This window comes from Nonomuraea sp. NPDC048881 (assembly GCF_040649795.1).
Taxonomy (GTDB): Bacteria; Actinomycetota; Actinomycetes; order Streptosporangiales; family Streptosporangiaceae; genus Nonomuraea.
Map to the genome: position 1 here is coordinate 1 of NZ_JBEZGC010000012.1, position 22,789 is coordinate 22,789.

Annotated in this window: 24 protein-coding genes; 13 read left to right on the top strand and 11 right to left on the bottom strand. The window is 73.9% G+C overall.

Features of this window, described 5'->3' with window-relative positions; translation table 11 throughout:
• The first annotated feature begins 222 nt into the window (after window positions 1-222).
• Entirely contained in the window at window positions 223-1,032 is an 810-nt protein-coding gene (locus tag AB0C33_RS34730; RefSeq protein ID WP_358295076.1) for an NAD(P)H-binding protein, read from the top strand.
• Window positions 1,033-1,060: 28 nt separating this feature from the next.
• Here the strand turns inward: AB0C33_RS34730 and AB0C33_RS34735 are convergent, their stop codons facing one another.
• Entirely contained in the window at window positions 1,061-1,837 is a 777-nt protein-coding gene (locus AB0C33_RS34735) for a MerR family transcriptional regulator (protein ID WP_358295078.1), read from the bottom strand.
• 242 nt (window positions 1,838-2,079) lie between these two features.
• Between AB0C33_RS34735 and AB0C33_RS34740 the strand changes: the two genes are divergently transcribed.
• The gene (locus tag AB0C33_RS34740; protein WP_358295080.1) at window positions 2,080-3,312 is read left to right on the top strand and encodes a serine hydrolase domain-containing protein; all 1,233 of its coding nucleotides are present in this window, start codon (window positions 2,080-2,082) and stop codon (window positions 3,310-3,312) included.
• A 64-nt stretch (window positions 3,313-3,376) separates the two neighbouring features.
• The gene (locus AB0C33_RS34745) at window positions 3,377-3,970 is read left to right on the top strand and encodes a TetR/AcrR family transcriptional regulator (protein ID WP_358295082.1); all 594 of its coding nucleotides are present in this window, start codon (window positions 3,377-3,379) and stop codon (window positions 3,968-3,970) included.
• 30 nt (window positions 3,971-4,000) lie between these two features.
• On the opposite strand, the gene AB0C33_RS34750 is transcribed toward AB0C33_RS34745, so the two are convergent.
• A complete protein-coding gene (locus AB0C33_RS34750) occupies window positions 4,001-4,777 on the bottom strand; it encodes an alpha/beta hydrolase (RefSeq protein ID WP_358295084.1) in 777 nt (258 codons plus the stop codon).
• 157 nt (window positions 4,778-4,934) lie between these two features.
• Here AB0C33_RS34750 and AB0C33_RS34755 point away from each other — a divergent pair, with 157 nt between their 5' ends.
• The 3 genes from AB0C33_RS34755 (at window position 4,935) to AB0C33_RS34765 (ending at window position 6,574) form a co-directional block, all read left to right on the top strand.
• Complete coding sequence (locus AB0C33_RS34755; protein WP_358295086.1) at window positions 4,935-5,891, top strand: prephenate dehydrogenase/arogenate dehydrogenase family protein; 957 nt, start codon at window positions 4,935-4,937, stop codon at window positions 5,889-5,891.
• A gap of 123 nt (window positions 5,892-6,014) precedes the next feature.
• Complete coding sequence (locus tag AB0C33_RS34760; protein ID WP_358295088.1) at window positions 6,015-6,257, top strand: phosphopantetheine-binding protein; 243 nt, start codon at window positions 6,015-6,017, stop codon at window positions 6,255-6,257.
• A 53-nt stretch (window positions 6,258-6,310) separates the two neighbouring features.
• On the top strand, window positions 6,311-6,574 hold the full coding sequence (locus tag AB0C33_RS34765) for a phosphopantetheine-binding protein (RefSeq protein WP_352354843.1): 264 nt from the start codon (window positions 6,311-6,313) through the stop codon (window positions 6,572-6,574).
• 61 nt (window positions 6,575-6,635) lie between these two features.
• On the opposite strand, the gene AB0C33_RS34770 is transcribed toward AB0C33_RS34765, so the two are convergent.
• A complete protein-coding gene (locus tag AB0C33_RS34770) occupies window positions 6,636-7,463 on the bottom strand; it encodes an S-methyl-5'-thioadenosine phosphorylase (RefSeq protein ID WP_358295091.1) in 828 nt (275 codons plus the stop codon).
• Between the two features lie 406 nt (window positions 7,464-7,869).
• Between AB0C33_RS34770 and metK the strand changes: the two genes are divergently transcribed.
• The 4 genes from metK (at window position 7,870) to AB0C33_RS34790 (ending at window position 11,100) form a co-directional block, all read left to right on the top strand.
• Window positions 7,870-9,057 (top strand): methionine adenosyltransferase, encoded by a 1,188-nt coding sequence (gene metK / locus AB0C33_RS34775; RefSeq protein WP_358295093.1) that lies wholly within the window; start codon window positions 7,870-7,872, stop codon window positions 9,055-9,057.
• Window positions 9,058-9,209: 152 nt separating this feature from the next.
• Window positions 9,210-9,857, top strand: coding sequence for an isochorismatase family protein (locus AB0C33_RS34780; RefSeq protein WP_358295095.1), 648 nt, complete (start codon window positions 9,210-9,212; stop codon window positions 9,855-9,857).
• 146 nt (window positions 9,858-10,003) lie between these two features.
• Entirely contained in the window at window positions 10,004-10,561 is a 558-nt protein-coding gene (locus AB0C33_RS34785; protein WP_358295097.1) for a hypothetical protein, read from the top strand.
• A complete protein-coding gene (locus tag AB0C33_RS34790; protein ID WP_358295098.1) occupies window positions 10,558-11,100 on the top strand; it encodes a hypothetical protein in 543 nt (180 codons plus the stop codon). Before AB0C33_RS34785 ends, AB0C33_RS34790 begins: the two co-directional genes overlap by 4 nt.
• Here the strand turns inward: AB0C33_RS34790 and AB0C33_RS34795 are convergent.
• The 3 genes from AB0C33_RS34795 to AB0C33_RS34805 are packed head-to-tail and all read right to left on the bottom strand — an operon-like array spanning window position 11,044 to window position 12,889.
• Window positions 11,044-11,769 (bottom strand): alpha/beta hydrolase, encoded by a 726-nt coding sequence (locus AB0C33_RS34795; RefSeq protein ID WP_358295100.1) that lies wholly within the window; start codon window positions 11,767-11,769, stop codon window positions 11,044-11,046. The two genes, AB0C33_RS34790 and AB0C33_RS34795, sit on opposite strands and share 57 nt — an antisense overlap.
• 17 nt (window positions 11,770-11,786) lie before the next feature.
• Window positions 11,787-12,557, bottom strand: coding sequence for a 4'-phosphopantetheinyl transferase superfamily protein (locus tag AB0C33_RS34800; RefSeq protein WP_358295102.1), 771 nt, complete (start codon window positions 12,555-12,557; stop codon window positions 11,787-11,789).
• Window positions 12,554-12,889, bottom strand: a complete 336-nt coding sequence (locus AB0C33_RS34805) for a hypothetical protein (RefSeq protein WP_357982071.1) — start codon at window positions 12,887-12,889, stop codon at window positions 12,554-12,556. Before AB0C33_RS34805 ends, AB0C33_RS34800 begins: the two co-directional genes overlap by 4 nt.
• A 374-nt stretch (window positions 12,890-13,263) precedes the next feature.
• Here AB0C33_RS34805 and AB0C33_RS34810 point away from each other — a divergent pair, with 374 nt between their 5' ends.
• A complete protein-coding gene (locus AB0C33_RS34810; protein ID WP_358295104.1) occupies window positions 13,264-14,706 on the top strand; it encodes an MFS transporter in 1,443 nt (480 codons plus the stop codon).
• A gap of 9 nt (window positions 14,707-14,715) precedes the next feature.
• On the opposite strand, the gene AB0C33_RS34815 is transcribed toward AB0C33_RS34810, so the two are convergent.
• Window positions 14,716-16,302 (bottom strand): acyl-CoA carboxylase subunit beta, encoded by a 1,587-nt coding sequence (locus tag AB0C33_RS34815; RefSeq protein WP_358295106.1) that lies wholly within the window; start codon window positions 16,300-16,302, stop codon window positions 14,716-14,718.
• Between the two features lie 274 nt (window positions 16,303-16,576).
• On the opposite strand from AB0C33_RS34815, the gene AB0C33_RS34820 reads away from it, so the two are divergent.
• On the top strand, window positions 16,577-16,747 hold the full coding sequence (locus AB0C33_RS34820; protein ID WP_358295108.1) for a hypothetical protein: 171 nt from the start codon (window positions 16,577-16,579) through the stop codon (window positions 16,745-16,747).
• 145 nt (window positions 16,748-16,892) lie between these two features.
• Here the strand turns inward: AB0C33_RS34820 and AB0C33_RS34825 are convergent, their stop codons facing one another.
• Together AB0C33_RS34825 and AB0C33_RS34830 are read right to left on the bottom strand one after the other, a co-directional pair.
• Window positions 16,893-17,879, bottom strand: coding sequence for a helix-turn-helix transcriptional regulator (locus AB0C33_RS34825; RefSeq protein WP_358295110.1), 987 nt, complete (start codon window positions 17,877-17,879; stop codon window positions 16,893-16,895).
• A 96-nt stretch (window positions 17,880-17,975) separates the two neighbouring features.
• The gene (locus AB0C33_RS34830; protein WP_358295112.1) at window positions 17,976-19,052 is read right to left on the bottom strand and encodes a hypothetical protein; all 1,077 of its coding nucleotides are present in this window, start codon (window positions 19,050-19,052) and stop codon (window positions 17,976-17,978) included.
• A gap of 231 nt (window positions 19,053-19,283) precedes the next feature.
• Here AB0C33_RS34830 and AB0C33_RS34835 point away from each other — a divergent pair, with 231 nt between their 5' ends.
• Window positions 19,284-20,786, top strand: a complete 1,503-nt coding sequence (locus tag AB0C33_RS34835; RefSeq protein ID WP_358295114.1) for a benzoate-CoA ligase family protein — start codon at window positions 19,284-19,286, stop codon at window positions 20,784-20,786.
• 106 nt (window positions 20,787-20,892) lie between these two features.
• On the opposite strand, the gene AB0C33_RS34840 is transcribed toward AB0C33_RS34835, so the two are convergent.
• Both AB0C33_RS34840 and AB0C33_RS34845 read right to left on the bottom strand, forming a co-directional pair.
• The gene (locus AB0C33_RS34840) at window positions 20,893-21,696 is read right to left on the bottom strand and encodes a TIGR03084 family metal-binding protein (RefSeq protein WP_358295115.1); all 804 of its coding nucleotides are present in this window, start codon (window positions 21,694-21,696) and stop codon (window positions 20,893-20,895) included.
• Between the two features lie 13 nt (window positions 21,697-21,709).
• Window positions 21,710-22,783, bottom strand: a complete 1,074-nt coding sequence (locus AB0C33_RS34845) for a carboxymuconolactone decarboxylase family protein (protein WP_358295118.1) — start codon at window positions 22,781-22,783, stop codon at window positions 21,710-21,712.
• Between the last annotated feature and the right edge of the window lie 6 nt (window positions 22,784-22,789).

Genomic DNA, 22,789 nt, shown 5'->3' on the forward strand with positions numbered 1-22,789 from the left:
CACCTGGCCCGCATGGAACTGCGCACCGCCCTCGACGTCTGGCTCCAGCGCATCCCCGCCTTCACCCTCGCCGACCCCGACGCCGTCACCTGGGCCGCCAGTCAGGTCCGGGGCCCTCGGACCCTCCCGCTCCGCATCGGCTGACCGTGCCCGCCTAAGTGGACGACCAGCATCCGCTTGGTGTAGAACGGGAAGCCGGCATGCCGTTCAGGGGGTTGCGTGATGATCGTGGTGACGGGCGCGACAGGCACGATCGGGCGTGCGCTGATCGAGGAATTGGGCGGCGTGGCGCGGGCCGTGGTGCGGCGCGCGGAACAGGGTGACGAACTGAGGGCGGAGCTGGGCTGCGACTACGTGGTCGGCGACCTGGAGCGGCCGGAGAGCATCCCGGTCGAGCCGGGGGACAGGCTCTTTCTCAACAGCGCGTTGTGGCCGGGCTTCGCGCGCGCCCACCGGGCGGTCATCGATCACGCGGCTGCCGTGGGGGTCGCCCAGGTGGTGACCGTGTCCGTACGTGGGGTCACGCCGGGCAGCCTGCTCGGGTTCGGCCTGCACGGGCAGGTGGACGAGCACCTCAAGGCCTCCGGAGTGCCGTGGTCGATCCTGGCGCCCGTCGGTTTCATGCAGAATCTCGCGGGCGACGTCGACGGGGAGGGGCGGATCGTCGGCTCGTACGGCAGGGGCAAGGTGGGGTACATCGACGCTCGTGACATCGGGGCGGTGGCTGCCGTGCTGCTGAGGCGTCCCGTCGGGGCCGACGCGGTCTACGAGCTGACCGGCCCGGTGGCGCCCACCCATGACGAGATCGCCGCCGAGCTGACCCGGGCGCTCGGCCGGGACGTGCGTTACGTGGACCTGCCCGTCGAGGAGGCCGCCGCGCACCTGGCGGGCCGCGGCATGCCCGCTCCCGCGGCCCACGACCTGGCCACCCTCATGTCGCAGCTCGGGGACGGGCGCTGGGCGACCACGACCACGACGGTGACCGACCTCCTGGGCCGCCGGCCGCGCTCGCTGCGGGAGTTCCTGGGGTAGCGAAGAGACACCGGCCTCTCCGGGGCCGTCACCGGCGGGGGAGGTCGATGCCGGACGCTCGCAGCTCCGCCTCGACCAGGGCGTTCAGCCGGGCGATGGACGGTTCCCGGTCCTCGCCGTGGTGGTTGACCAGCCCGTAGCGGGCGGCGGCGTCGGACCGGTTCCAGAACCCGGCAGGCATCGCCCGCATCTCCGGGTCGGTCAGCAGCTTGGCGGCCAGGGCCGAGGCCAGCTCCTCGATGCGCGGGTCGTCCGGGTCCCAGGCCCTCGCCTCCAGGGCGCGTCTGATCAGCTCGACGTGCTCGGGGTCGTCCAGTGAGTGTTCGAGCCGGGTCAGGAGGCTGTCGAAGATCGCCGGCATCAGCGCCCTGGTCAGGACCATGGCCTCCCGCTGGGTGGACACGTAGCCGGGGTCGAAGCCGAGGGCGGCCAGCCGGTCCAGGACGGCGCAGGCCCGGTCGGGCAGCAGGACCCGGTCGCCGTGGGCCAGGCGGTGCAGCGTGTCGCGGCGCGCGGTCAGGTCCTCGATCCGTTCGGTCAGCCGGCGGCGGACGTCGTCCAGGGCGGCGGCGAACGGCTCGGGATCGGCGTCGAGCAGGTCGCCGATCTCGGCCAGCGGCACGCCGGCCGCGGCGAGGGTCCGGACCTGGACCAGCCGGACCAGGTCGGCCGACCGGTAACGCCGGTAGCCGGAACCGTCGCGTTCGGGTTCGGCGACCAGGCCGAGCCGATGGTAGTGCCGCACGGTCTTGACGGTGACGCCGGTGAAGGCCGCCGTCTGACCGATCGTGAGCCCGTCCGTCATCGGCTCGGCGCGGCGGCGGACGGCAGGCGGACGCGCGCCGGTCGCCGGTCGGCGAGCGGCGCGCCCGGGTACGGGTCGCGGGCATTCACAGGGCCGAGAGTAGCGCGCACGGCATGGCGGGGTTGACCTTGACCTTGGGTCAGGGTCCAGGCTCGTCGCACGGCCACCTCGAAGGAGCCGGTGGCCCGTCCGTCACCGCCTTCGAGCCTTGGCGGACGACGACCACCACCGAAAGAGGGATCATGACGGTCGAGAACGACAACGGCTTCTCCGGAGCAGGGCTGCGCCGGCTGCGCGAGGTGCTGGCCCGGCACGTTGAGTCCAAGCGGATCCCCGGGCTGGTCGCCCTGGTCAGCCGGGGCGAAGAGACGCACGTCGAGGCGATCGGGACGATGCGCCACGACGGCGGCGCGCCGATGAGCCGGGACACGATCTTCCGGATGGCGTCCACGTCCAAGCCGGTCACGATGGCGGCGGCGATGGTCCTGCTGGACGAGTGCCGGCTGCGGCTGGACGACCCGGTCGATCCGTGGTTGCCCGAACTGGCCGACCGGCGGGTGCTGCGGCGTCCCGACGGACCGCTGGAGGACACCGTGCCGGCACTCCGGCCGATCACCGTACGGGACCTGCTGACCTCCACGTTCGGCCTCGGCATGGACTTCACGCTGCTGGACTCCCCGATCAGGGCCGCCACCTTCGAGCGGACCGACTACAGCGTGGCGTCCGGGCCTGCGCCGGCCCCGGACGAGTGGATGCGCCGCCTCGGCGAGCTGCCCCTGTCGTACCAGCCGGGGGAGCGGTGGCAGTACGACCTCAGCAACGAGGTGGTCGGCGTGCTCGTCGCCAGGGTCGCCGGCCGGTCCCTGGAGGCGTTCCTGCGCGAACGCGTCCTGGACCCGCTGGGGATGAAGGACACCGCCTTCCACGTGCCCGCCGCGAAGATCGACCGGCTGCCGCCCCTGTACGGGCCCGACCCGGCGACCGGGGAGTTCCTGGTGTGGGACGAGGCGGAGGGCGGCAGAACCGCCCGGCCCCCGGCGTTCCAGGGCGCCGGCGGCGGGCTGGTCTCCACCGTGGACGACTACCACGCCTACTTCCAAATGCTGCTGAACCACGGCGTGCACGACGGCGAACGCATCCTGTCCAGGCCCGCGGTCGAGCTGATGACCACCAACCGCCTCACCCCGGCGCAACAGGCCGCCCGGGACGCCATGTACGGGAACATCGTCCATGTGTCCGCCGGCCAGGGGCTCCAGGGCGGCTGGGGCTTCGGGATGGCGGTGCGCACCCGCCGCGGCGACTACGCCTCCGTCGGCCAGTTCGGCTGGGACGGCGGGACCGGCACCACCGCCTACGCCGACCCGGCCAGACGGCTCACCGGGATCCTGCTCACCCAGGTCGGGATGTCCACCCCGGATTCGATGCGGCTCATCAACGACTTCTGGACCACGCTCTACCAGGCCCTCGACGACTGACCGGCGCGGGCGGGGGCTCCGGTCGATGGTCACGTCCCGGGTGGGCGGGCTGTTTAATGCTGCCATGGGCCGAATCGCCGGCGTCACCGCCGCCGAGACTCGTGAACGGTTGTTGCGCGCCGCCGCGGAGGCGTTCGCCGAACGCGGCTACGACGGCACCCGCGTCGCCGACATCGCCGCCGCCGCCGGGGTGAGCAACGGCGCGCTGTACGCGCACTTCGGCTCCAAGGCCGAGCTGCTGGTGGCGGCGCTGCGCGCGCACGGGCGGCGGGGGCTGGCCGACCTGTTCGCCGCCGACCCCGACCGGCCCGTCCCCGACCTGCTGCTGGAGATCGGACGCTGGCTGCCGCAGCGGCGCGACGCCCGCGGCTACCTCATCGTCGAGGCGCTCGTCGCGGCCCGCCGGGACGAGGAGGTCGCCCGGCCCATGCGCGACTACGTCGGCGAGCGCGCCGGGGCGATGGCCGCGCTGGCCCGCCTCGCCCAGGATCGGGGCGAGCTGGACCCGGCGCTGTCGCCCGCCGCGCTGGCCCACTTCTGCCTGCTGCTGTCCATGGGCAGCGCCCTGGTCACGCCCGACCTGCACGCCGTCGGCGACGAGGAATGGGCCGCCCTGCTCGCCCGGGTGGTCGGCGCGCTCACGCCCGAACCGTCCTGACCGTGCTGCTCGCCCGGGGCGTCGGCGGGCTCACGCCCGAACCGCGTTGCGGCCCGCCGCGGCCTCTATGGCGGCGGTGATCAGGGGCCAGGTGCTCGACAGGGGGTCGATCAGGCTGAAGTGGCCGGCGTCCGACGGCTCGATCAGCACCGCCGACGGCTCGGCCGCCGCCGTCCGGCGGCTCATCGACACCGGCAGCACGCGGTCCCTGACCCCGTGCACGAGCACCAGCGGGCCCCGGTCGTAGGGCAGCAGGCGCGCCGGGTCCACCTCGTCCAGCAGGTCGGCGCGGTCGTGGAGCAGGGCGCGGGCCGCGCCGCCGCCGAGCCCCGCCGTGAACGCCTCGCCCAGGTCGCCGACGGCGGCCAGCCCCACCACGCCGCGGACCGCCGGTTCGGCGTGCCAGCGGGAGCCGGGCGGCAGCCGGTGCCGCAGCGCCGACCAGAGCGCGAGGTGACCGCCCGCCGAATGGCCCACCAGCAGCACCCCGGACGGGCACTGCGCTCCTACGAGGTCGAGCGCGGCGGCCACGTCGTCGAACGTGCCCGGGTGGCCGCCGCCCTCCTGGCCCACCCTGCGGTACTCGGGCAGCCAGACCGTATGGCCGAGCGCGGCCAGGGCGACTGCCATGGGACGGGCGTGCCGCCGGTCGTACTCGGCCATCCAGTAGCCGCCGTGCAGCAGGACGAGGGGCGGGCGGCCGGCGCCGTCGTAGACGTCGATCACCTGGTCGGGGTGGCGGTCGCCGTAGCGGAGCACGCGGTCGGGCGGGCGTACCGGTCGGGACAGCAGGTCTTGGTAGGACATGGCGTGATCGTAGGAGCGCGTCCACGGGGTTGACCTGGGGTTGCGCTGGCAGGAACGTGCCGCGGGGCGGCAGCAAGAAGACGGGCCGCGTACCGCCGCCGGGCGCCTCGCGCCGCGACCATGGGGGAGTGACGTCCGAGGGAAGCGAGGTTCGGCCATGTCCCCAATCCGCCGTGTCGTGGTGATCGGCTGTGGGTTGATCGGCACGTCCGTGGCGTGCGCGCTGCGGCGGGCGGGCGTCCGGGTCGAGCTGGCCGACCACGATCCGTGGGCGCTGGCGCAGGCCGCGCGGATGGGCGCGGGCACCGCGCTGCGGGCCGGGGCCGGCCCGGCCGACGTCGTCGTGATCGCCACGCCGCCCTCGTCGGTGGCCGCGGTCCTGCGGGAGGCGCAGGACCGCGGGCTGGGGAGGGTCTACACGGACGTGGCCAGCGCCAAGACGCGGATCCTCGCCGAGGTCGAGCGCGGCGGTTGCGACCTGTCCTGCTACGTGCCCGGCCATCCGATGGCCGGGCGCGAGGTGTCGGGGCCGGGGGCCGCGCGGGCGGGCCTGTTCGAGGGCAGGACGTGGGCGTTGTGCCCCCATCCGGCGCTGTCGCCGCGCGCGCTGCGCACGGTGGCGGCGCTGGCGACCGCGTGCGGGGCCGAGGTGCGGCTGCTCGCGCCGGACGTCCACGACCGGGCCGCCGCGGCGGTGTCGCACCTGCCGCTGGTCCTGTCGGCCGCGCTCGCCGCCCGGTTCGCGACCGGCGCCCAGGACGGGCCCGCCGAACCGCCCCCGGGCGGGGAGACGGGCGCGGAGACGGGCGCGGAGACGGGCTGGGAGGTGGATCGGGATGCGGGCGGGTTGTCGCTGGCCGCCGGGGCGTTGCGGGACGTGACGCGGGTGGCCGGCAGCCCCGCCGGCATGTGGCGGGACATCCTGGCGCACAACGCGACCCCGGTGGCCGACCTGCTGGACGAGCTGACCCGCGACCTGAGCCGCGTCGCCGCCGCCCTGCGCGCTGCCGACGACGGCCCGGTCGCCGAGGTGCTGGCCAGGGGGAACGAGGGGCACGCGCGCATCGTGCGGGCGCTGTCGCGCACGCGGGAGGCGGAACGGGCGGCGTCCTGACCCCGCCGCGCGACCAACGGGCCCGCACGGACGAACGGCCCCGAGTGCGCACGTGAGGACAAACACCCGCCGCCCCCGCGGCTTATGGTCCCCCCAAGGGAGCCTCACGGGAGGGCGCGCGACGTGGACCCGGCGGACGTCGACAGGCACGTCACCGACATCTGGAACACCGTGCTCGGCGTCGGCCCGGACGAGGCCGGCGCCACCTTCGGCGAGCTCGGCGGCACGGCGCTCGCCGCGCTGCGGATGGCCGCCCGGATCGAGGACCGGCTCGGGGTGGCCGTCGAACCGGCCCTCCTGCTGTGCGACGGGACGCTCGACGCGCTGCTCGGCCAGGTCAGGTCCAGGGCATCCTCGGAGATGTAGCCGCCGCGGCGCCGTTGCGACAATCACCAGCAGACCTTGAGAAGGGACGGCCCATGACCGGCGGACTCAGCCTCGCCGAGCTTCGCGAGAAGGTCGGCGACATCTGGAACGAGGTGCTCGACGTGCCCGAGGGGCTGGAGGCGGCGACGTTCTCCGACCTGGAAGGGGAGTTCGCGGCCGCGGCGCGGCTGGTCGGGCGGATCAAGGAGGAACTGGGCATCGCCATCGACGTCGGCGACGTCTTCGACGCGGACCCGAACCTGGAGGCGCTGGTCGAACGCGTCGCCCTGGACGCGCACGTGCCGATGGCGGTGTAGCCCCCGCGATCACACCCGGGTTCCCGCGGGAGCCCGGGTTTCCGCGTGCTCCAAGAAGGGTTCAGGCGGGGAGCGGGCCGAGGTGGTCGGCGTCGGCGGGGAGGGCGGCGTCCTCCAGGGCCCGCGCGCAGCCGCACGTACGGGTGCGCGGCAGCCGGGACACGGTCGCCAGCACCAGCGCCCGCAGCCGGTCCAGCCCCTCGTGGAAGATCGTGAACAGCTCGTCGCGCCGCGCGCCGGAGCCCACGCCGAGCCCGGCGTCCAGGTCCGTCACCAGCGCGACCGGCACGTAGCACAGGGCCAGCTCGCGGGCGAGCGCCGCCTCCGGGCAGGCCGTCATGTCGAGCAGCGACCACCCCTGCGCGGCGTACCACTGCGCCTCGGCCCGGCTGGACAGGCGCGGGCCCTCGACCACCACCGTCGTCCCGCCGTCCACGCAGTCCTGGCCGGTCGCCGCCGCGGCGTCGAGCACCGTCTCGCGGCCCACCGGGCAGTACGGGTCGGCGAACGGCACGTGCACCGCCGCGTCGTCGAAGTACGTCCGGACGCGTCCGCAGGTCCGGTCCACGAGCTGGTCGGGCACCACCATCACGCCCGGCCCCAGCTCGGGCCGGAGCGAGCCGACCGCGCACGGCGCGATGATCTGGCGCACGCCCACCGAGTGCAGCGCCCACAGGTTGGCCCGGTAGTTGATCCGGTGCGGCGGCCGGCGGTGGTCGCGCCCGTGCCGGGGCAGGAAGGCGACCGTGCGGCCGCGCACCCGGGCCAGCGAGAGCGGCGCCGACGGCTCGCCGTACGGGGTGGTGAGCGCGACCTCCCGGGCTCCGTCGGCGACCGAGGAGAACCCGCTCCCGCCGATGATCCCGATCTCCGCGCCGATTCCGTTCATGATCAGCCTTTCGTCGCCGGTGCGGCCGGGACCCGGCGTAGGTGATCCGCCCGGCGGGAAGAGCCGTCCGGGCATCAGGAGCATCGTGGCCTCCCGGCGCGTCCGGGGCATCTCCTGGATTGCCCGACCGGTCCCGACGCCGCACAGGGAAAGAACCCGCCACGCCCGGCCGTGGTTATTCTCGGAAGCGAACCTCCGTCGCGCAGGTCATCGGAGAAGAATGCTCGACGCGAAATCTTGGATGATCTGTGTCCGGGAAATTCGAGTTTTTCCCGCCGCCGAGATGTGGAGCGATTCCATGCCCAAAGTGATTCGCGTGCCGAGGCCGAAGAAACCGCGTACCCCCGTGACCGCACTCGACCTGCGCACCCCCGCCGGGCGCCGGCTGCCCTACTAGGAGGCCCCGGTGTCACGTCGTTTGTTCACCTCAGAATCGGTCACCGAAGGCCACCCCGACAAGATCGCCGACCGGATCAGCGACGGCATCCTGGACGCCCTGCTGGCCAAGGACCCCGGCAGCCGGGTCGCGGTCGAGACGCTGATCACCACGGGCATGGTGCACGTCGCGGGCGAGGTCACCACGCAGACGTACGTGGACATCCCCGGCCTGGTCAGGGAGACGATCCTGCAGATCGGCTACGACGCCTCCCAGAAGGGCTTCGACGGCGCCTCCTGCGGCGTGTCGGTGTCGATCGGCACCCAGTCGCCCGACATCGCCCGCGGCGTGGACGACGCCTACGAGCACCGCGGCGCGGCCGCCGCCGACGAGCTGGACCGGCAGGGCGCCGGCGACCAGGGCCTGATGTTCGGCTACGCGTGCGAGGAGACGCCCGAGCTGATGCCGCTGCCGATCATGCTGGCCCACCGGCTGGCCCGGCGGCTGGCGGCGGTCCGCAGGTCCGGGACGGTGCCGTACCTGCGGCCGGACGGCAAGACGCAGGTCACCGTCGAGTACGAGGGCGACCGGCCGGTCCGCCTGGACACCGTCGTGCTGTCCACCCAGCACGCCGCGCACGTCGACCTGGCCGACATGCTGACCCCCGACGTCACGCGCGAGGTCGTCGAGCCGGTGCTGGCCGAGGCGGGGATCGACACCACGGGCCACCGGCTGCTGGTCAACCCGACGGGCCGGTTCGAGGTCGGCGGCCCGATGGGCGACGCGGGCCTGACCGGACGCAAGATCATCATCGACACGTACGGCGGCATGGCCCGGCACGGCGGCGGCGCGTTCTCCGGCAAGGACCCCTCCAAGGTGGACCGGTCGGGCGCCTACGCCATGCGCTGGGTGGCCAAGAACGTGGTGGCCGCGGGGCTGGCCGGGCGGTGCGAGGTGCAGGTGGCGTACGCGATCGGCAAGGCGCGGCCGGTGGGCCTGTTCGTGGAGTGCTTCGGCACCGAACGGGTGCCCAGGGAGCGCGTCCACGACGCCGTGCGCGAGGTGTTCGACCTGCGCCCGGCCGCGATCATCCGGGACCTGGACCTGCTGCGTCCCATCTACGCGGGCACCTCCGCCTACGGGCATTTCGGCCGTGACGAGTTCACCTGGGAGCGGGTGAACCGGACGGAGGAACTGCGGGCGGCGGCCGGGCTCTGACCATGGGCCCGGTATACACTCCGGAAAAAAGAAAATGGCTGGAAACGGCGGCGGGAAGTCAGCTTCCTGCCGCCGTTCCGCATTTCGAGGGACGCCGTGGCGGCACATCATGGAAACAGCCTCAAAAAGCTGCGAGAAATTCGGAGGTCGCCGTGCCGGTCGTTTCAGAGATCGAGCCCTACCCGATGCCGGACGCCGCCGAGCTGCCGCCCGCCGCGGTCACCTGGACGCCCGACCCGCGCCGGGCCGTCCTGCTGCTGGTCGACCTGCAGCACGTCTGCCTCGACCTCTTCCCGCCCGGCGAGGCGCCGCTCACCGACCTGGTGCGCAACGTGACGGCGCTGCGCGAGCTGTGCGCGCGCCTCGGCGTGCCCGTCGCCTACGCGGCCCAGCCGGGCCTGCTGACCGGCGAGCAGCAGGGGCTGGCCAAGGACTTCTGGCGGCGCAGCGACCGGCTGGAGCCCGCCCGGCGCGGCTTCCCCGAGCCGATGGCGCCGGGGCCGGGCGACTGGGTCTTCACCCGGCGGCGCTACAGCGCCTTCCACGAGACCACCCTGCTGTGGTGGCTGCGCGAGTCGGGACGCGACCAGCTCCTCATCGCCGGCGTCTACGCCCACATCGGCGTCCTGACCACCGCGCTCGACGCCTTCACCCACGACATCCAGCCGTACGTGGTGGCCGACGCCGTCGCCGACCTCACCGCAGCCGACCACCGGCAGGCGCTCGGCTACGTCGCCGGCCGCTGCGGCGTCACCCTGACGACCAAGCAACTGCTCGCCGGACTGCCGCGCAATCTGTGAGTTGTCAGGCGCGGGATCGCAGCGGACACTGAACTCGCGATCTCCCGGAGCAGGCGCAACCGAAGGGGACCGAAGACCGTTCGCCGGCGACCTCGCCGTGCCGGGACGACGCGTGACCGACGATCCCGGAAGCCGAGGTTCCCCACATGGCCACCCACACGGTGTCGACGTCCGGCGGCCTGTTGAGCGCGCTCAACACCCGCTACCACAAGCCTGCCCTCACCCTCTACCTCGTCATCGTGCTCGCCCACTGGGCCGAGCACGTCGCCCAGGCCATCCAGGTCTACGTGCTGGGCTGGCCGCTGAAGGAGGCGCGCGGCGTCCTCGGCATGCCCTTCCCCTGGCTGGTCAGCTCCGAGTGGATGCACTACGGCTACGCGCTGCTGATGCTCATCGGCCTGCTGATGCTGCGCTCCGGTTTCACCGGCAGGTCCCGTACGTGGTGGAACATCTCCCTGGGCATCCAGATCTGGCACCACCTGGAGCACCTGCTGCTGCTCCTGCAGGCGCTCACCGGGAACAACCTGATGGGCCGTCCGGTGCCGACGAGCATCATCCAGCTCCTCGTCCCGCGCATGGAACTGCACCTGTTCTACAACGGGCTGGTCTTCGTGCCCATGGTGGTGGCCATGCTCCTGCACCGCAGCCCCCGTCCGGCCGAGCGGGCGGACATGCGCTGCGCCTGCGCGGTGTCGCCCGCGTGATGGCGCGCTCCGGGCGCCGCGGGGTCTCCCCGGCCTTCTCCTTCGCGCTCAGCCTGGTGGCGGGTTTCCTGCTGTTCCTGACCGTGCCGAACCTCGGCACGGTCGTCCGCGCCGCCCGCGCCGACGGCGTGCCCGGGGTGTTCGTGCCGCGCACGCTGGCGTGCATCACGCATCCGGGGCACGAGTCCTGCGTCTGGACGGGCGACTTCCGCTCCGACGACGGCACCACCGGCCGGACGGGCGTCGAGATGTACGGCAGCGACCGCTACACCCACCGGGCCGGGCAGCCGGTCCGCGCGGTGGACATCGGCTCCGGCGGCCGCGTCTACGGGCCGGGCGGGTCGAACGAGTGGGTCTTCAGCGCCCTGCTCCTGGCCGTGGCGCTGGGCCTGCTGTGGTTCCTGCACGCCGGTTCGCTGCGGCGGCTGCTTCCTGCGTCCACGCGGCCCGGGCCAGCACCGGGCCCGGAGGCCGCCGGCCGCTCAATGGCGGCCGGCGACGGCGTCGGACAGCAGAGCGCTGAGCGGGCCGGGCGCTGAGACCATCGGCCAGCAGCCGGTGTCCAGGGTGTGGAAGTCCCAGGACGGCGCCGCGCGCAGCGCGGACACGTCGGGCGACAGGCTGCCCTGGAAGTGGTCCAGGTCGCACACCACGTAGCTGGCCCGCTGCCGCTCCAGCGGCGTGCTGAGCACGGCGGCCTCGGCCACGGCCCGGCCTGGGTGGCCGACGAACCGGGCGGCCAGCCAGCGCGCCTGCGCCGCCGTGAGGCCCTGTCCCTCGGCCACCAGGGTGTGGTCGGGGGCGGGCCAGCGGCCCCCGCCCGACTCGATCAGGCGCAGCTCCTGCTCCCGCTGCCGGTCGGGGAAGGCGTGCAGCATCGAACGGCCGTCGTGCGGCAGGAACGCCTCGACGTAGACGGTGTGGGCGACGCGGCCCGGCGCCCGGTCGGCGACCTGACCGGCCACCAGCCCCGAGTAGCTGTGCCCGACGAGCACGACGTCGCGCAGCCCCTCGTTCTTCAGCAGGGTCAGCACCTCGTCCACGTGCGTCTGGAGGCCGACGCCGGCGACGTCGTCGCGCGGCCCGGACAGGCCGCGCAGGGTGACGGCGCGGGCGTCGTGCCCGAGCAGGCGCAGCCGCCGGACGACGGGCTCCCAGATCCACGCGCCCGACCAGGAGCCCGGCAGGAGGAGGAAGGTCCTTCGCATCTGGATCGTCCTCCTCGTCACGCGACGCCGGCCAGCGGCCCCGGCAGAGGGCCCCGTGCGAAGTCTGCCCGCGCGGCGGGCAGGTGGAACTCCACCGCCTCGACCGGGCGGCCGGTGATCACCGCGACCGCGGCGACGTAGCCGCGGCCCGGCGACAGGACGCGGAACCGCAGGCTCTCCGGCGGGATGTCCAGCGGCCAGCTCAGCAGGGCCGGGTCGTCGGCCGGCCCGCTGACCGCCACCTCCGTCGGAGGCACCCGCAGGCCGTGCCCGGTGGCCTTGAGCGCCGCCTCCTTGCGCACCCAGACCTTCGCGAACGCCTCGTACCTGTCCTCCTGGGGGAACGCCTCCAGGACGGACAGCTCGGCCTCGGTGAGCGCGCAGCGGGCCAGGTCGTCCACCGGGTCGGCGGGCACGGCCTCCACGTCCACCCCGAGCGGCCCCTCGGTCGTCACGGCCACCGCGACCCGGTCCTCGGAGTGCGAGACCGACACGTGCAGCGGGAAGCCGGGCGCCCGGACCTGCGGCTTGCCGTGGTACCGGGTGCAGTCGGGGCACGACCGGTCCACCACGACGTCCTCGGGACGCACGCCGAGCTGCACGGCGCTCGCGGTGCGCAGCAGCCACGAGCCGGTCAGGAAGCGCCTGCGGTCGGGCTCGCGGCGGAACCGCGCGGCCCGTTCGAGCTCGGGCTCGCTGAGCACCGACAGCAGGGTCCCCTCCGGATGGTCGCGCGGGCCGGCCCACCAGACCTGGCACTCTCCTGGCGCCACCACAGATGCGATCACTGGTCTTCCTCCCTTGCGGCTGTGCTGCTGTGGGACAGGACGCGGCAGGCCACCAGCTCCCACCGGTCCACCTCGGGGTTGGCGAGGGTCTGCGTCACCTCGGCGCGCACCTGCGCGCTGGTCAGGGGCTCGTCCACGCGCATCCGGATGACGATGTCCCCGCCGGCCTGGGTGAGGTCCTTGTGCCAGTGGCCCGGCAGGAGCGCCATGATGCGGATCCCGTCGATCGGGGAGCCGAGGATCGGCATCCCGCGCACCTGGCGCATCGTCACCTGGATCAGCATGGCTTCCTCGTCGCCGTGCGGCGTGAAGGGGCGAACATGGGGTCTCATCTCCATCTCGTCTGCCGGAGGTCTGTCTCTCGTACCTCCACTGTGGGATCCGGGAAGGGCGCGATCCAGGGATGGGGACGTCAGGAAGCTGCAGGCCGCCGCCGCATGCTGTCACCGGGCCCGCCCGGCCCTGGTCCTAGGTCCAAGGTCCTGTTTCACGCTGACCGGACGGCCGATCCCGCGGGCCGCGGCGGACGGCATAGTCGTCCCGGAGACGACGCGGAACACCTGGGGAGGGGCGATGACCGGACCGGACGGCCCGAGCCCGGGCGCCGCCCACCCCAGTGCCCTCAGGGGGTGTGCCAACAAATGTCCGCCGGTTCCGGTGCAGCCATGAAAGGCCACCGGACCCCGTACGGACGAAAGGCACATCCATGTCCATCACCCGCTCCCCGGACCGCATCCGGCGGCCGGGATGGAGCCTCGCGCTGCTCGCGCTGGGGCACCTGATCATCAGTCTCGACTTCACCATCATCTACGTGGCCCTGCCGGACATCGCGTCCGACGTCGGCTTCACCGCGCACACCCTGCAATGGGTGGTCACCGCGTACGCCGTCCTGTACGGAGGCTTCCTGCTGTTCGGCGGGCGCCTGTCCGACCTGGCCGGACGCCGGCGGATGTTCGTGCTCGGCATGGCGCTGTACGGCGTGGCCTCCGTGCTGGGCGGTCTGGCCACGGCGCCGGGGGTGCTGCTCGCCGCGCGCGCCGTCCAGGGCCTGGCCGGCGCGGTGCTGTTCCCCGCGGTGCTGGCCCTGGTCAACACCGCCTTCGCCGAGGGCAGGGAGCGCAACCGCGCGCTGACCGTCTGGGCCATGGCGGGCGCCGGCGGGCTCACGGCGGGCGCACTGGCCGGCGGGGTGCTCACCCAGGCCCTGGGCTGGCAGGCCGTGTTCTACGTCAACGTGCCGCTGACCGCCGTGGGCGTCGCCGCCGCCTTCGCCCTGCTGCCCCCCGACGGCCGCGCCACCCGGGGCAGCGTGGACGTGCCCGGGACGCTGACCGGCACCGCCGGCATCACGCTGCTGATCTTCGCGGTCGCGCACGGCTCGGAGGCGGGCTGGGCGCGGGCCGAGGTGGTCGCGGCGGCGGTGCTCGCGGCGGTGCTGGTGGCGGTGTTCCTGCGCCTCCAGGCCCGTGGCCGGACGCCGCTGATGCCGCTGCGGCTGTTCCGCAACCGCGCCCTCAGCGGCGCGGTCGTGGTCATCCTCCTCTTCGGCCTGACGATGCAGGCCGTGCCGTACTTCCTGACCCTGTACCTCCAGGACGTCCTCGGCTTCAACGCCCTGGAGACCGGCCTGGCGTTCCTCGCCCCGACCCTGTCGATCACGGCCGGCAACTTCCTCAGCGAGCGGCTGGTCCACCGGCTCGGCACCCGCGGCACGCTGATCGCCGGCATCCTCGTCAACGCCGTGGGCGCCGTGCTCCTGGCCCCCGGCTTGCAGGGGGACGGGTCCCTCCTCACCGTCCTGCCGGGGGTCGTCGTCATCGGCCTGGGCATGGGCATCACGTACGAGGCCATGTGGATCGCGGCCGGCACCGGCGTCCCGGCCGACGAACAGGGCCTGGCCTCCGGGGTGGCCTCGACCGCGCTGCAGGTGGGCACCGCGGCGGGCCTGGCGGTCCTGGTGGCCGTCGCCAACCAGGGCATCGAAGGGCTGGCCGGGCAGGCCCTGCGCGACGCCTCCGCCCAGGGGATGCGCGCGGCGGTCCTCGTCCTGGGCGCCGTCATGCTGACGGGCGTCCTGGCCGCGCTCAGGCTCCCCGGACAGCGCGCCCGGACGGCCGCGGCCGTCCCCTGCGCCGACCAGGGGAACTGACGGGAAGCCCTACAAGGGGAGGTTGCCGTGTTTGCGCGGCGCCACGTGCTTGCGCTTGTCGCGCAGCATGGCCAGCCCGCGCGCCACCGCCGACCTCGTCTCCACCGGGTCTATGACGGCGTCGACCAGACCGCGCTCGGCCGTGTACGCCGGATGGACCAGCTCGCGGGTGTACTGCTCCAGCAGCTCCGCCCGCCGGGCGGCGGGGTCGGCCGCGGCGGCCAGCTCCTTGCGGTGGATGATGTTGACCGCCCCCTCGGCGCCCATCACCGCGATCTCGTTGGTCGGCCAGGCCAATGACAGGTCGGTGCCGATCGACCGGGAGTCCATCACGATGTACGCCCCGCCGTAGGCCTTCCTGACGATGACCTGGACGCGCGGCACGGTCGCCTCGCAGTAGGCGTACAGCAGCTTGGCGCCGTGCCGGATGACGCCCGCGTGCTCCTGCTCCTTGCCGGGCAGGAAGCCGGGCACGTCCACGAGCGTGACCAGGGGGATGGAGAAGGCGTCGCAGAACCTGACGAACCTGGCCGCCTTCTCCGCGGCCGACACGTCCAGCACGCCGGCCAGCACGGTCGGCTGGTTGCCCACCACGCCGACCACCTGGCCGTCGATCCGGGCCAGCGCGCAGATCACGTTGGGCGCCCAGCTCTGGTGCAGTTCGAGGAAGTCGCCGTCGTCCACCACCTCGGCGATCACCAGCCGCATGTCGTACGGCTTGGTCGGCTCCACCGGCACGATCTCGGCCAGCCGGGGCCGGGCGTCGCCGGCCGCGGCCCGCGCGGGCAGCGCCGGCGGGCGGCTCATGTTGTTGCTCGGCAACATTGAGACCAGGTCGCGCACGGCGGCCAGGCAGCTCTCCTCGTCGTCGTGCACGAACGTGGCCAGCCCGGACCGGCTGGCGTGCACCTGCGCGCCGCCCAGCTCGGCGTGCGTGATGCGCTCGCCGGTGACCGCCTCGACCACGTCCGGGCCGGTCAGGTAGAGCTGGGCGGTGTCGCGCACCATGAACGTGAAGTCGGCCAGCGCCGTCGAGTACGCCGCCCCGCCCGCGCACGGGCCGAGCACGACGGCGATCTGCGGGATCACCCCCGACGCCTGCACGTTGCGCTGGAAGATGCCGCCGTAGCCGTTGAGCGACAGCACGCCCTCCTGGATCCGGGCCCCGCCGCTGTCGTTGAGCCCGATGAACGGCGACCCGCTGGACAGCGCCAGGTCCATCACCTTGTGGATCTTCTGGGCGTGCGCCTCGCCGAGCGAGCCGCCGAAGACGGTGAAGTCCTGCGCGTAGACGAAGACGCGGCGGCCGTCGATGGTTCCCGATCCGGCCACGACCCCGTCGGTGTGCGGCCGCTGGGCCTCCATGCCGAGCCCCTGGGCCCGGTGCCGCCGGAACATCTCGATCTCCAGGAACGAGCCCTCGTCCAGCAGTAGGTCGAGCCGTTCGCGCGCGGTGCGCTTGCCCAGCGCGTGCTGCCGCTCCACGGCCTGCGGGCGGCCGCGCGCGATGTCCTCGCGCGCGCCGGCGAGCTCCTCGCGCAGACGGTCCATGGCCGACGGCGGGGCTTCCTGGAGGACCTCGGGGGAGATGGTCATCGTTTCCTCCTCGGACTCTTCCGGTACGTCCAGTTAAGGAGCGATGGCCGTTTCCTGTCACCTCCTGCAGTGCTTGACCGCGCCGGACGTGGCAGGAAGCGGAAACGCCCTGCAGCTTGCTGCCTCGCCGAAGCCTGGTTCGCGCCCCCGCCGCGGCGCAAAGTTGGAAGTGCAAGGGAACAGCGAAACGAACCGCCGAGAAAGAGGCAGTGAAATGACGAACAGCATTGTTGCCAAGAGGATTTCCCAGTGGATTATCGCGATTGTCTCCGGAATGCTCGTCTGGGCCGTCGGCGCCACCGCCGCGCAGGCCGCCGCCGCTGCCGCCGACACGGTGGTGCTGCAGGCGGACGGCAACACCTGGCCCGCGCCGGCCGGCACTGACGGCAACACCTGGCCGCTGCCCACCCCGCTGCCCTCCCCGCAGGGCAACACCTGGCCGTAAAAAGCCCCGACACCGGAAAGGAATTGACCGTGAATTTCCCCGAGGAGGTCTGCTCATAGGATAGAGGCCGAACACGAGATAACCCCCGCGACCGGGTCGCGGGGGTTCGTCATGCCGTCCGGCGAGAAACAGCGGAAGAAACGCGTCAGATCCAGTTCTCCTCCTTGGCGCGCAGCGCGGCCTGGAAACGGTTGACCGCGCCGAGCCTGGCCATCAGGTCGGCGACGTAACGGCGGTAGGTGCGCACCGAGATGTCCAGCTCGCGGGCGGCGATCTCGTCCTTGTCGGCCGTGGCCATGACCGCCAGCACCCGCTGCTCCATCTTCGACAGCGTCGGCTCCTCGCCGGGCGGGTCGAGGTGGTCGGCCAGCGGCACGGCCGCCTTCCACAGGCCCTCGAAGTAGATGACGAGCTGCGAGATCAGGCCCGGCTCGCGGACCAGCAGCGCGCCCGTGGAGTGCGCCTTGGGATCGATCGGGACGACGGCCACGCTGCGGTCGTACATGAGCATGCGGTCCATCGGCTGGTCGGTGACGCGGATCTCGGCGCCCAGGTGCGCCAGCTCGCGCAGGTACGACACCATGCGCTGGTCCTCCAGCGCCTTGGGGTGGAAGATCTCGCGCAGGGCCAGGCCGCGCCGCAGCGAGCGCGTGTCGAGCGGCAGCGCCGACTCGATCATCACCTCGTTGAACGGCCCGCCCGGGTGCAGGCAGAGCGTCTCCTTGTAGGAGAAGAAGGCCAGGTCGTCCAGGCGCTGGCGGACCCGCGCGCCGCTCTCCACCCGCTCGATGTCCAGCACCGCGTCGGAGCGGTCGCCCTCCCGCTTGTCCTCCAGGAAGCTGGAGATGGCGTCGCGGGCGCCGAACACCCGGCGGATCTCCGCGTTCAGCTCCTCCAGGCGCTGCTCGACCAGACGCTCGATGGCGATCCGCGGCTCGGTCGCGGTGACCCGGTGGCGGTCGTTCAGGTCGAGCATGGCGAGCCGGTCGAGCGTCTCCACCGCCGACTCCACCGTCTCGGGATCGAGGTCCAGGGCCTCGGGCACCGAGCCGACGCTCTCGCCCCGATGGCGCAGGAAATAGCGGTAGACCGCCTCCGCTTCGGGGGTGACTCCAATGACGGACAGATCCACGCCCCACCTCCCGGGGGTTCGGCGGCCGGAGCTTGCACTTCCATTATCGGAATCCGGACGGCCGGCGCTCCTCGCAGGTTGCGGTGTCCGCTGAGGTCAGGGCACGGGACAGGGCAGCACGGTGGCCCCGGACGCGGCCCGGTAGCACGCGGCCCCCGGGCACAACACCTTGACGACCTCGCCACCGGCCCGCACGGCGACCGGCTCGTGCCCGAACCGGCGCGCGGCGATCTCCGGCCAGCCGGACGGACGCAGCCCGCTCACCTCGTCCACCAGCCGCGGATCGGCGTCGACGGCCAGGCGCTCCAGATGGGCGGCGTAGTCGCCCTCCCGCTGCCACACCGCGAACCGGCGCAGGCAGTCGGGCAGCTCCAGCGTGCTCCACGGCTGCGCCCTGGCCGCCATCGCGCGCAGGAACGCCTCGCACACGGCCGACTTCACGGTACGGCCGGCCGCCGCGGCCAGCGTCGCGCCCTCGCCGCCGACGGTCACCAGGGCGACCCGGAGATCGGGCACCGACAACACGAACGCCGACATCCGCAGCCCCAGCCCCGAGGCCGCGGCCGTCACGCCGGGCGGCAGCAGGCGGTCCAGCGAGCCGGAGACCCGCAGCAGCGGCTCGCGCGGCTCGGCCCACCAGCGCGCCACCACGTCGTGGGCGACCACCTCGGCGATCGCCTCCGGCACGCCGCTGTCCACCACGCCGCTCGTGGCCGGCTCGACCAGGCATTCGTGCCCGCCCGTCCACACCACCTCGACGGGCAGCCGGTAGCGCCGCCCGCTGAGCAGGCCGGTGCCGGGCACGTGCCGCCGCAGGCTCGCGGGCGGGTCGGCGACGAAGTCCGACAGGCGCAGCTCCGTACCCGTCCACGCGGGCCGGGGGCCGTCGCCGGGCAGGCGGCGCAGGCGGCGCAGGGCGGCGAGCCGGGCCAGGGCCCGCGCCCGGCTCTGGGCCTCGTAGCCGGCGAACCCGGCGACGATGACGGCGAGCTCGTCCTGCGGGGATTCGGCGCAGGCCAGATGGACGGCGCCGCCGAGGCAGTCGGCCATCGGCGCGGCCGTCTCAGCGGCCCTCTCGGCGATCGTCTCAGGAGCCGTTTCACGTGCCATGTCACCGGGCGCCTCACCGGTCGTCTCCGTCACCGGCCACGAGCCCGCGGGCGTGGATGCCATCGCTTCTCCTCCGCAGCGCGACGGCCGTCGCGGCCGCCGCATCCCCAGTACACGCGCGGCCCGGCGGGCCCGTCAACGCCGCGGCGGCCATCCCGCAATCCGGGAGAAACCCGTCAGCAAGCTGCCACGACCGCCAGCTTGCTGACGCCTCCCGACCCCCTGCGGACGGCCCGCGCCCGGCACCGTGGAAGGCGGAACCAGCCCGCGAGCAGAGCAGCGAGAAGGCATGTCATGGACTCTTTCAACATCGCCGCACGATTCCTCGACCGCGCCGACGGCGCCAGGACCGCGCTCGTCACCCGGCAGGGCCGCGTCGACTACGCGACGCTGCGCGCCCTGGCCGACCGCGCCGGCAACGCGCTGCGCGAGCTCGGCGTCCGCCGCGGCGACCGGGTGCTCATCGCCGCCGACGACAGCGTGGAGTCGGTCGCCACCTGGTACGGCGCCCAGAAGATCGGCGCGGTCACCGCCGAGGTCTACACGTTCCTGCGGCCCAAGGACTACCGCTACTTCGCCGGCTACGCCCGTCCGCGCCTGGTGGTGGCGGGGCCGTCGGCGCTGGAGAGCCTGCGCGCGGCGGGACTGACCGGCCTGCTCGTCACCGGCGTGCCGCGCCACCTGCTGCGCCCCGGCGAGCACCACTTCGACACCCTGGTCGGCGCGCAGGAGGCGCGGCTGGACCCGGCGCCGGTCGCCGCCGGGGACGTGGCGCTGTGGAAGTTCACCACCGGCAGCACCGGCGCGCCGCGCGCCTGCGTGCTGCCCGCCAGGAGCCCGCACGTCAGCTTCGACTCCTACGCCCGCGGCGTGCTGGACCTGCGCCCGGACGACGTGGTCCTGCCCGTGCCCAAACTGTTCTTCGGCTACGCCCGCGACCTGACCGCCCTGTTCCCCTTCGGCGTCGGCGCGGCCGGCGTGATCTTCCCCGAGCGCAGCCGGGTCGAGACGATCTTCGAGCTGATCGCCGAGCACCGGCCCACGGTCCTGGTGAACGTGCCCACGATGATGAGCGCCATGCTCGCCCACCCCGACGCCGGCCGGCAGGACCTGAGCTGCCTGCGGCTGTGCACGTCGGCGGGCGAGGCGCTGCCGCCGGAGCTGCACCGCCGCTGGAGCGACACCTTCGGCGTGGAGGTGGTGGACGGGCTCGGCTCCTCCGAGGCGTACCACATCTTCCTGTCCAACCGCCCGGGACGGGTCCGGCCCGGCACGCTCGGCCAGGTGGTCCCCGGCTACCGCGCCCGCGTCGTGGACCCCGAGGGGCAGGAGGTCCCCGACGGCGAGACCGGACGGCTGGAGGTCACCGGCGACGCCGTCGCGCTGGAGTACTGGCAGGACCCGGAGCGGACCGCGAGCACGTTCGTGGGCGGGCGGACCGTGCGCTCGGGCGACCTGGTGACCAGGGACGCCGACGGCTACTTCCGCTACCGGGGACGGGCCGACGACCTGCTGAAGGTGGGCGGGTCCTGGGTGGCGCCGGCCGAGATCGAGAACTGCCTGCGCGAGCACCCGGCCGTGGTCGAGTGCGCGGTGGTCGGGTACCGGCTGCGCGGGCTGACCCGGCCGCACGCGTACGTGGTGACCTCGGCGGCGGTCGAGGCGGCCGAGCTTAAGGCGTTCGTCCGGGCCCGGCTGGCGGCCCAGAAGTTCCCCCGGCGGATCACGTTCGTGGAGCGCCTGCCGCAGACGGCCTCGGGCAAGGTGGACCGCCGCGCGCTGGAGGTCGGGACGTGAGAAGCGGGCGCGCCCGGGACTGGGGGAGTTCCGGACGGGCGCGCCCGCGGTTCGGGAGGGCTTCTCAGACGCCGCTTCTCAGACGCCGCCTGTCGGACGCCGGTTCTCAGACGCCGGCGCGGGCGAACTGGCCGGGACGCCGGCCGGCGCCCGCCGGCCCGCGGTAGGCCTGTGCGATGTCCAGCCAGTGGTCGGCCTCGGCGCCGGTCGCCGTGACCGCCACGTCGGCGCGGTGCCGCCGCCTGGTCACCAGCAGACAGAAGTCCTCGGCCGGTCCGCTGATCCGCTGGGCGGCGTCCTCGGGGCCGTAGGCCCACACCTCGCCGGAGGGGCCGGTGATCTCGAAGCGGAACTCCTCGGCCGGCGGGGTCAGCCCGCGCGACAGGTAGCCGAAGTCCCGGGTGAGCACCGCGAAGACGACCAGGTGCCGCAGCCGGTCGGTGCGCTCCAGCCGCACGCCCAGCGCGTCGGCGACGTCCTGCCCGTGGGCGAAGGTCTCCATGATGCCCGCGCACGCCAGCACGATCGGCGGCAGCGGGTTGACCAGCCACGGCACGACCTCGCCCGCGGGCACGGCGGCCAGACCGGCGTGCACCTCCGACCGTCCGGCCCGCCACTTGGCCAGCAGCGTGTCCGGCGAGTCGTTCTCGAACGCCTTGAGCGCGGCGTTCACCGCGCCGTCGAAGTTCTTCTCCGCGCCGGCCGTCATGGCCGCGAACGCCTCCGCGTCGGTGGCGGCGGCGGTGGCCAGGCGGAAAATGAAGGCCAGGTGGGCGATCTGGTCGGCGATCGTCCAGCCCGGCGCGGGGGTGGGCAGCTTCCACTGCTGGGCGTCCAGGCCCGACACCAGCGCGTCGAGCTGGTCGCCGTCGGCCGCCAGGTCGTCGAGCACTACCTCTAGCTCGGTCACGTCCTCGTTCCTTTCAGTCGGCTGTCGATGCGGTCGGAAGCGGGGTGGCGGGCAGCCCGGACCAGACGCCGGTCCGGCGGGCGGCGGTCATGGCCGCCCAGGAGGCCGCCTCGACGAGCGCGGCGTCGGTGAGTGCGGCGTCGGCGAGCGCGGCCGAGCCGGTCGTCGCGGCCCGGAACTCGCCGACCGTGCGCGCGTCCACCTGGTGGGAGGCCAGCGCGGTCAGCAGCGCCAGCCGGGCGGCCGGACGTTGCGCGGGCGGCAGCGCGGCGGCGGCCTGACCGGCCCAGCCGCTGCCGGGGCCGGGCGGGACGCCGTCCCAGCCGGACACCCGCTCGGCGACCAGCTCGCGGACCGGGACGGGCAGCCGCCGCGCGCCGCCCTCCTCGATCGCCGCCGCGGCCCTGGCGAACGCCTCGCCGAGTCGCGGGACGCCGCCCGCCCAGGCCAAGTCGTCCGGCAGCGGCGCGCCGGGCAGCAGGCCCAGCGAGCCGCCGGGGGTCGCGGGCCGCCGCGCGGCGGGCCGCATGAGCGCGCCGAACACCCGCAGCGCGGGCCCGCGCGCCGCGCCCGGCAGCTCCGGCGGCAGCGGCGAGTCGCCGAGGAACACGTTGACCATGCGGTTGAGGTACTGGAAGGTCACCGCGACCGCCACGAGCTCCACGGCCGCCGCCCCCGTCACCGGCGGCCCGCCGCCCCCGGGGACGGCGCTCGCCCTGGCCCAGGCGGCCAGCGGCCGCAGCCGGGGATCGGCGGGGGTCAGCGCGCGCAGGGTCGCGCCGTGCACGTCCACGCAGTACGGGCAGGCGTTGCCGGCCGAGACCTCCCTCGCCACCAGCTCCCCGGCCACCCGCCCGGCCGCCCCGGCGGCCAGCAGCGACTCGCGCAGGACCAGCCAGCACGCGGCCAGGGCGCGCGGCGCGGGGGAGTGCAGGGCCACCGGCGGCGCGAGCATGCCGAAGTCCCGCTCGACCTGCTCGTACACCCGGGCCACCAGGCCGCGGGCGGCGCCCGGCCGCACCGGGCGGACGTGCCGCACCTGGGCGAGCGCGCCGGGCGCCGTCATCCGGCTGAGCAGCCGTCCCATCGCCGG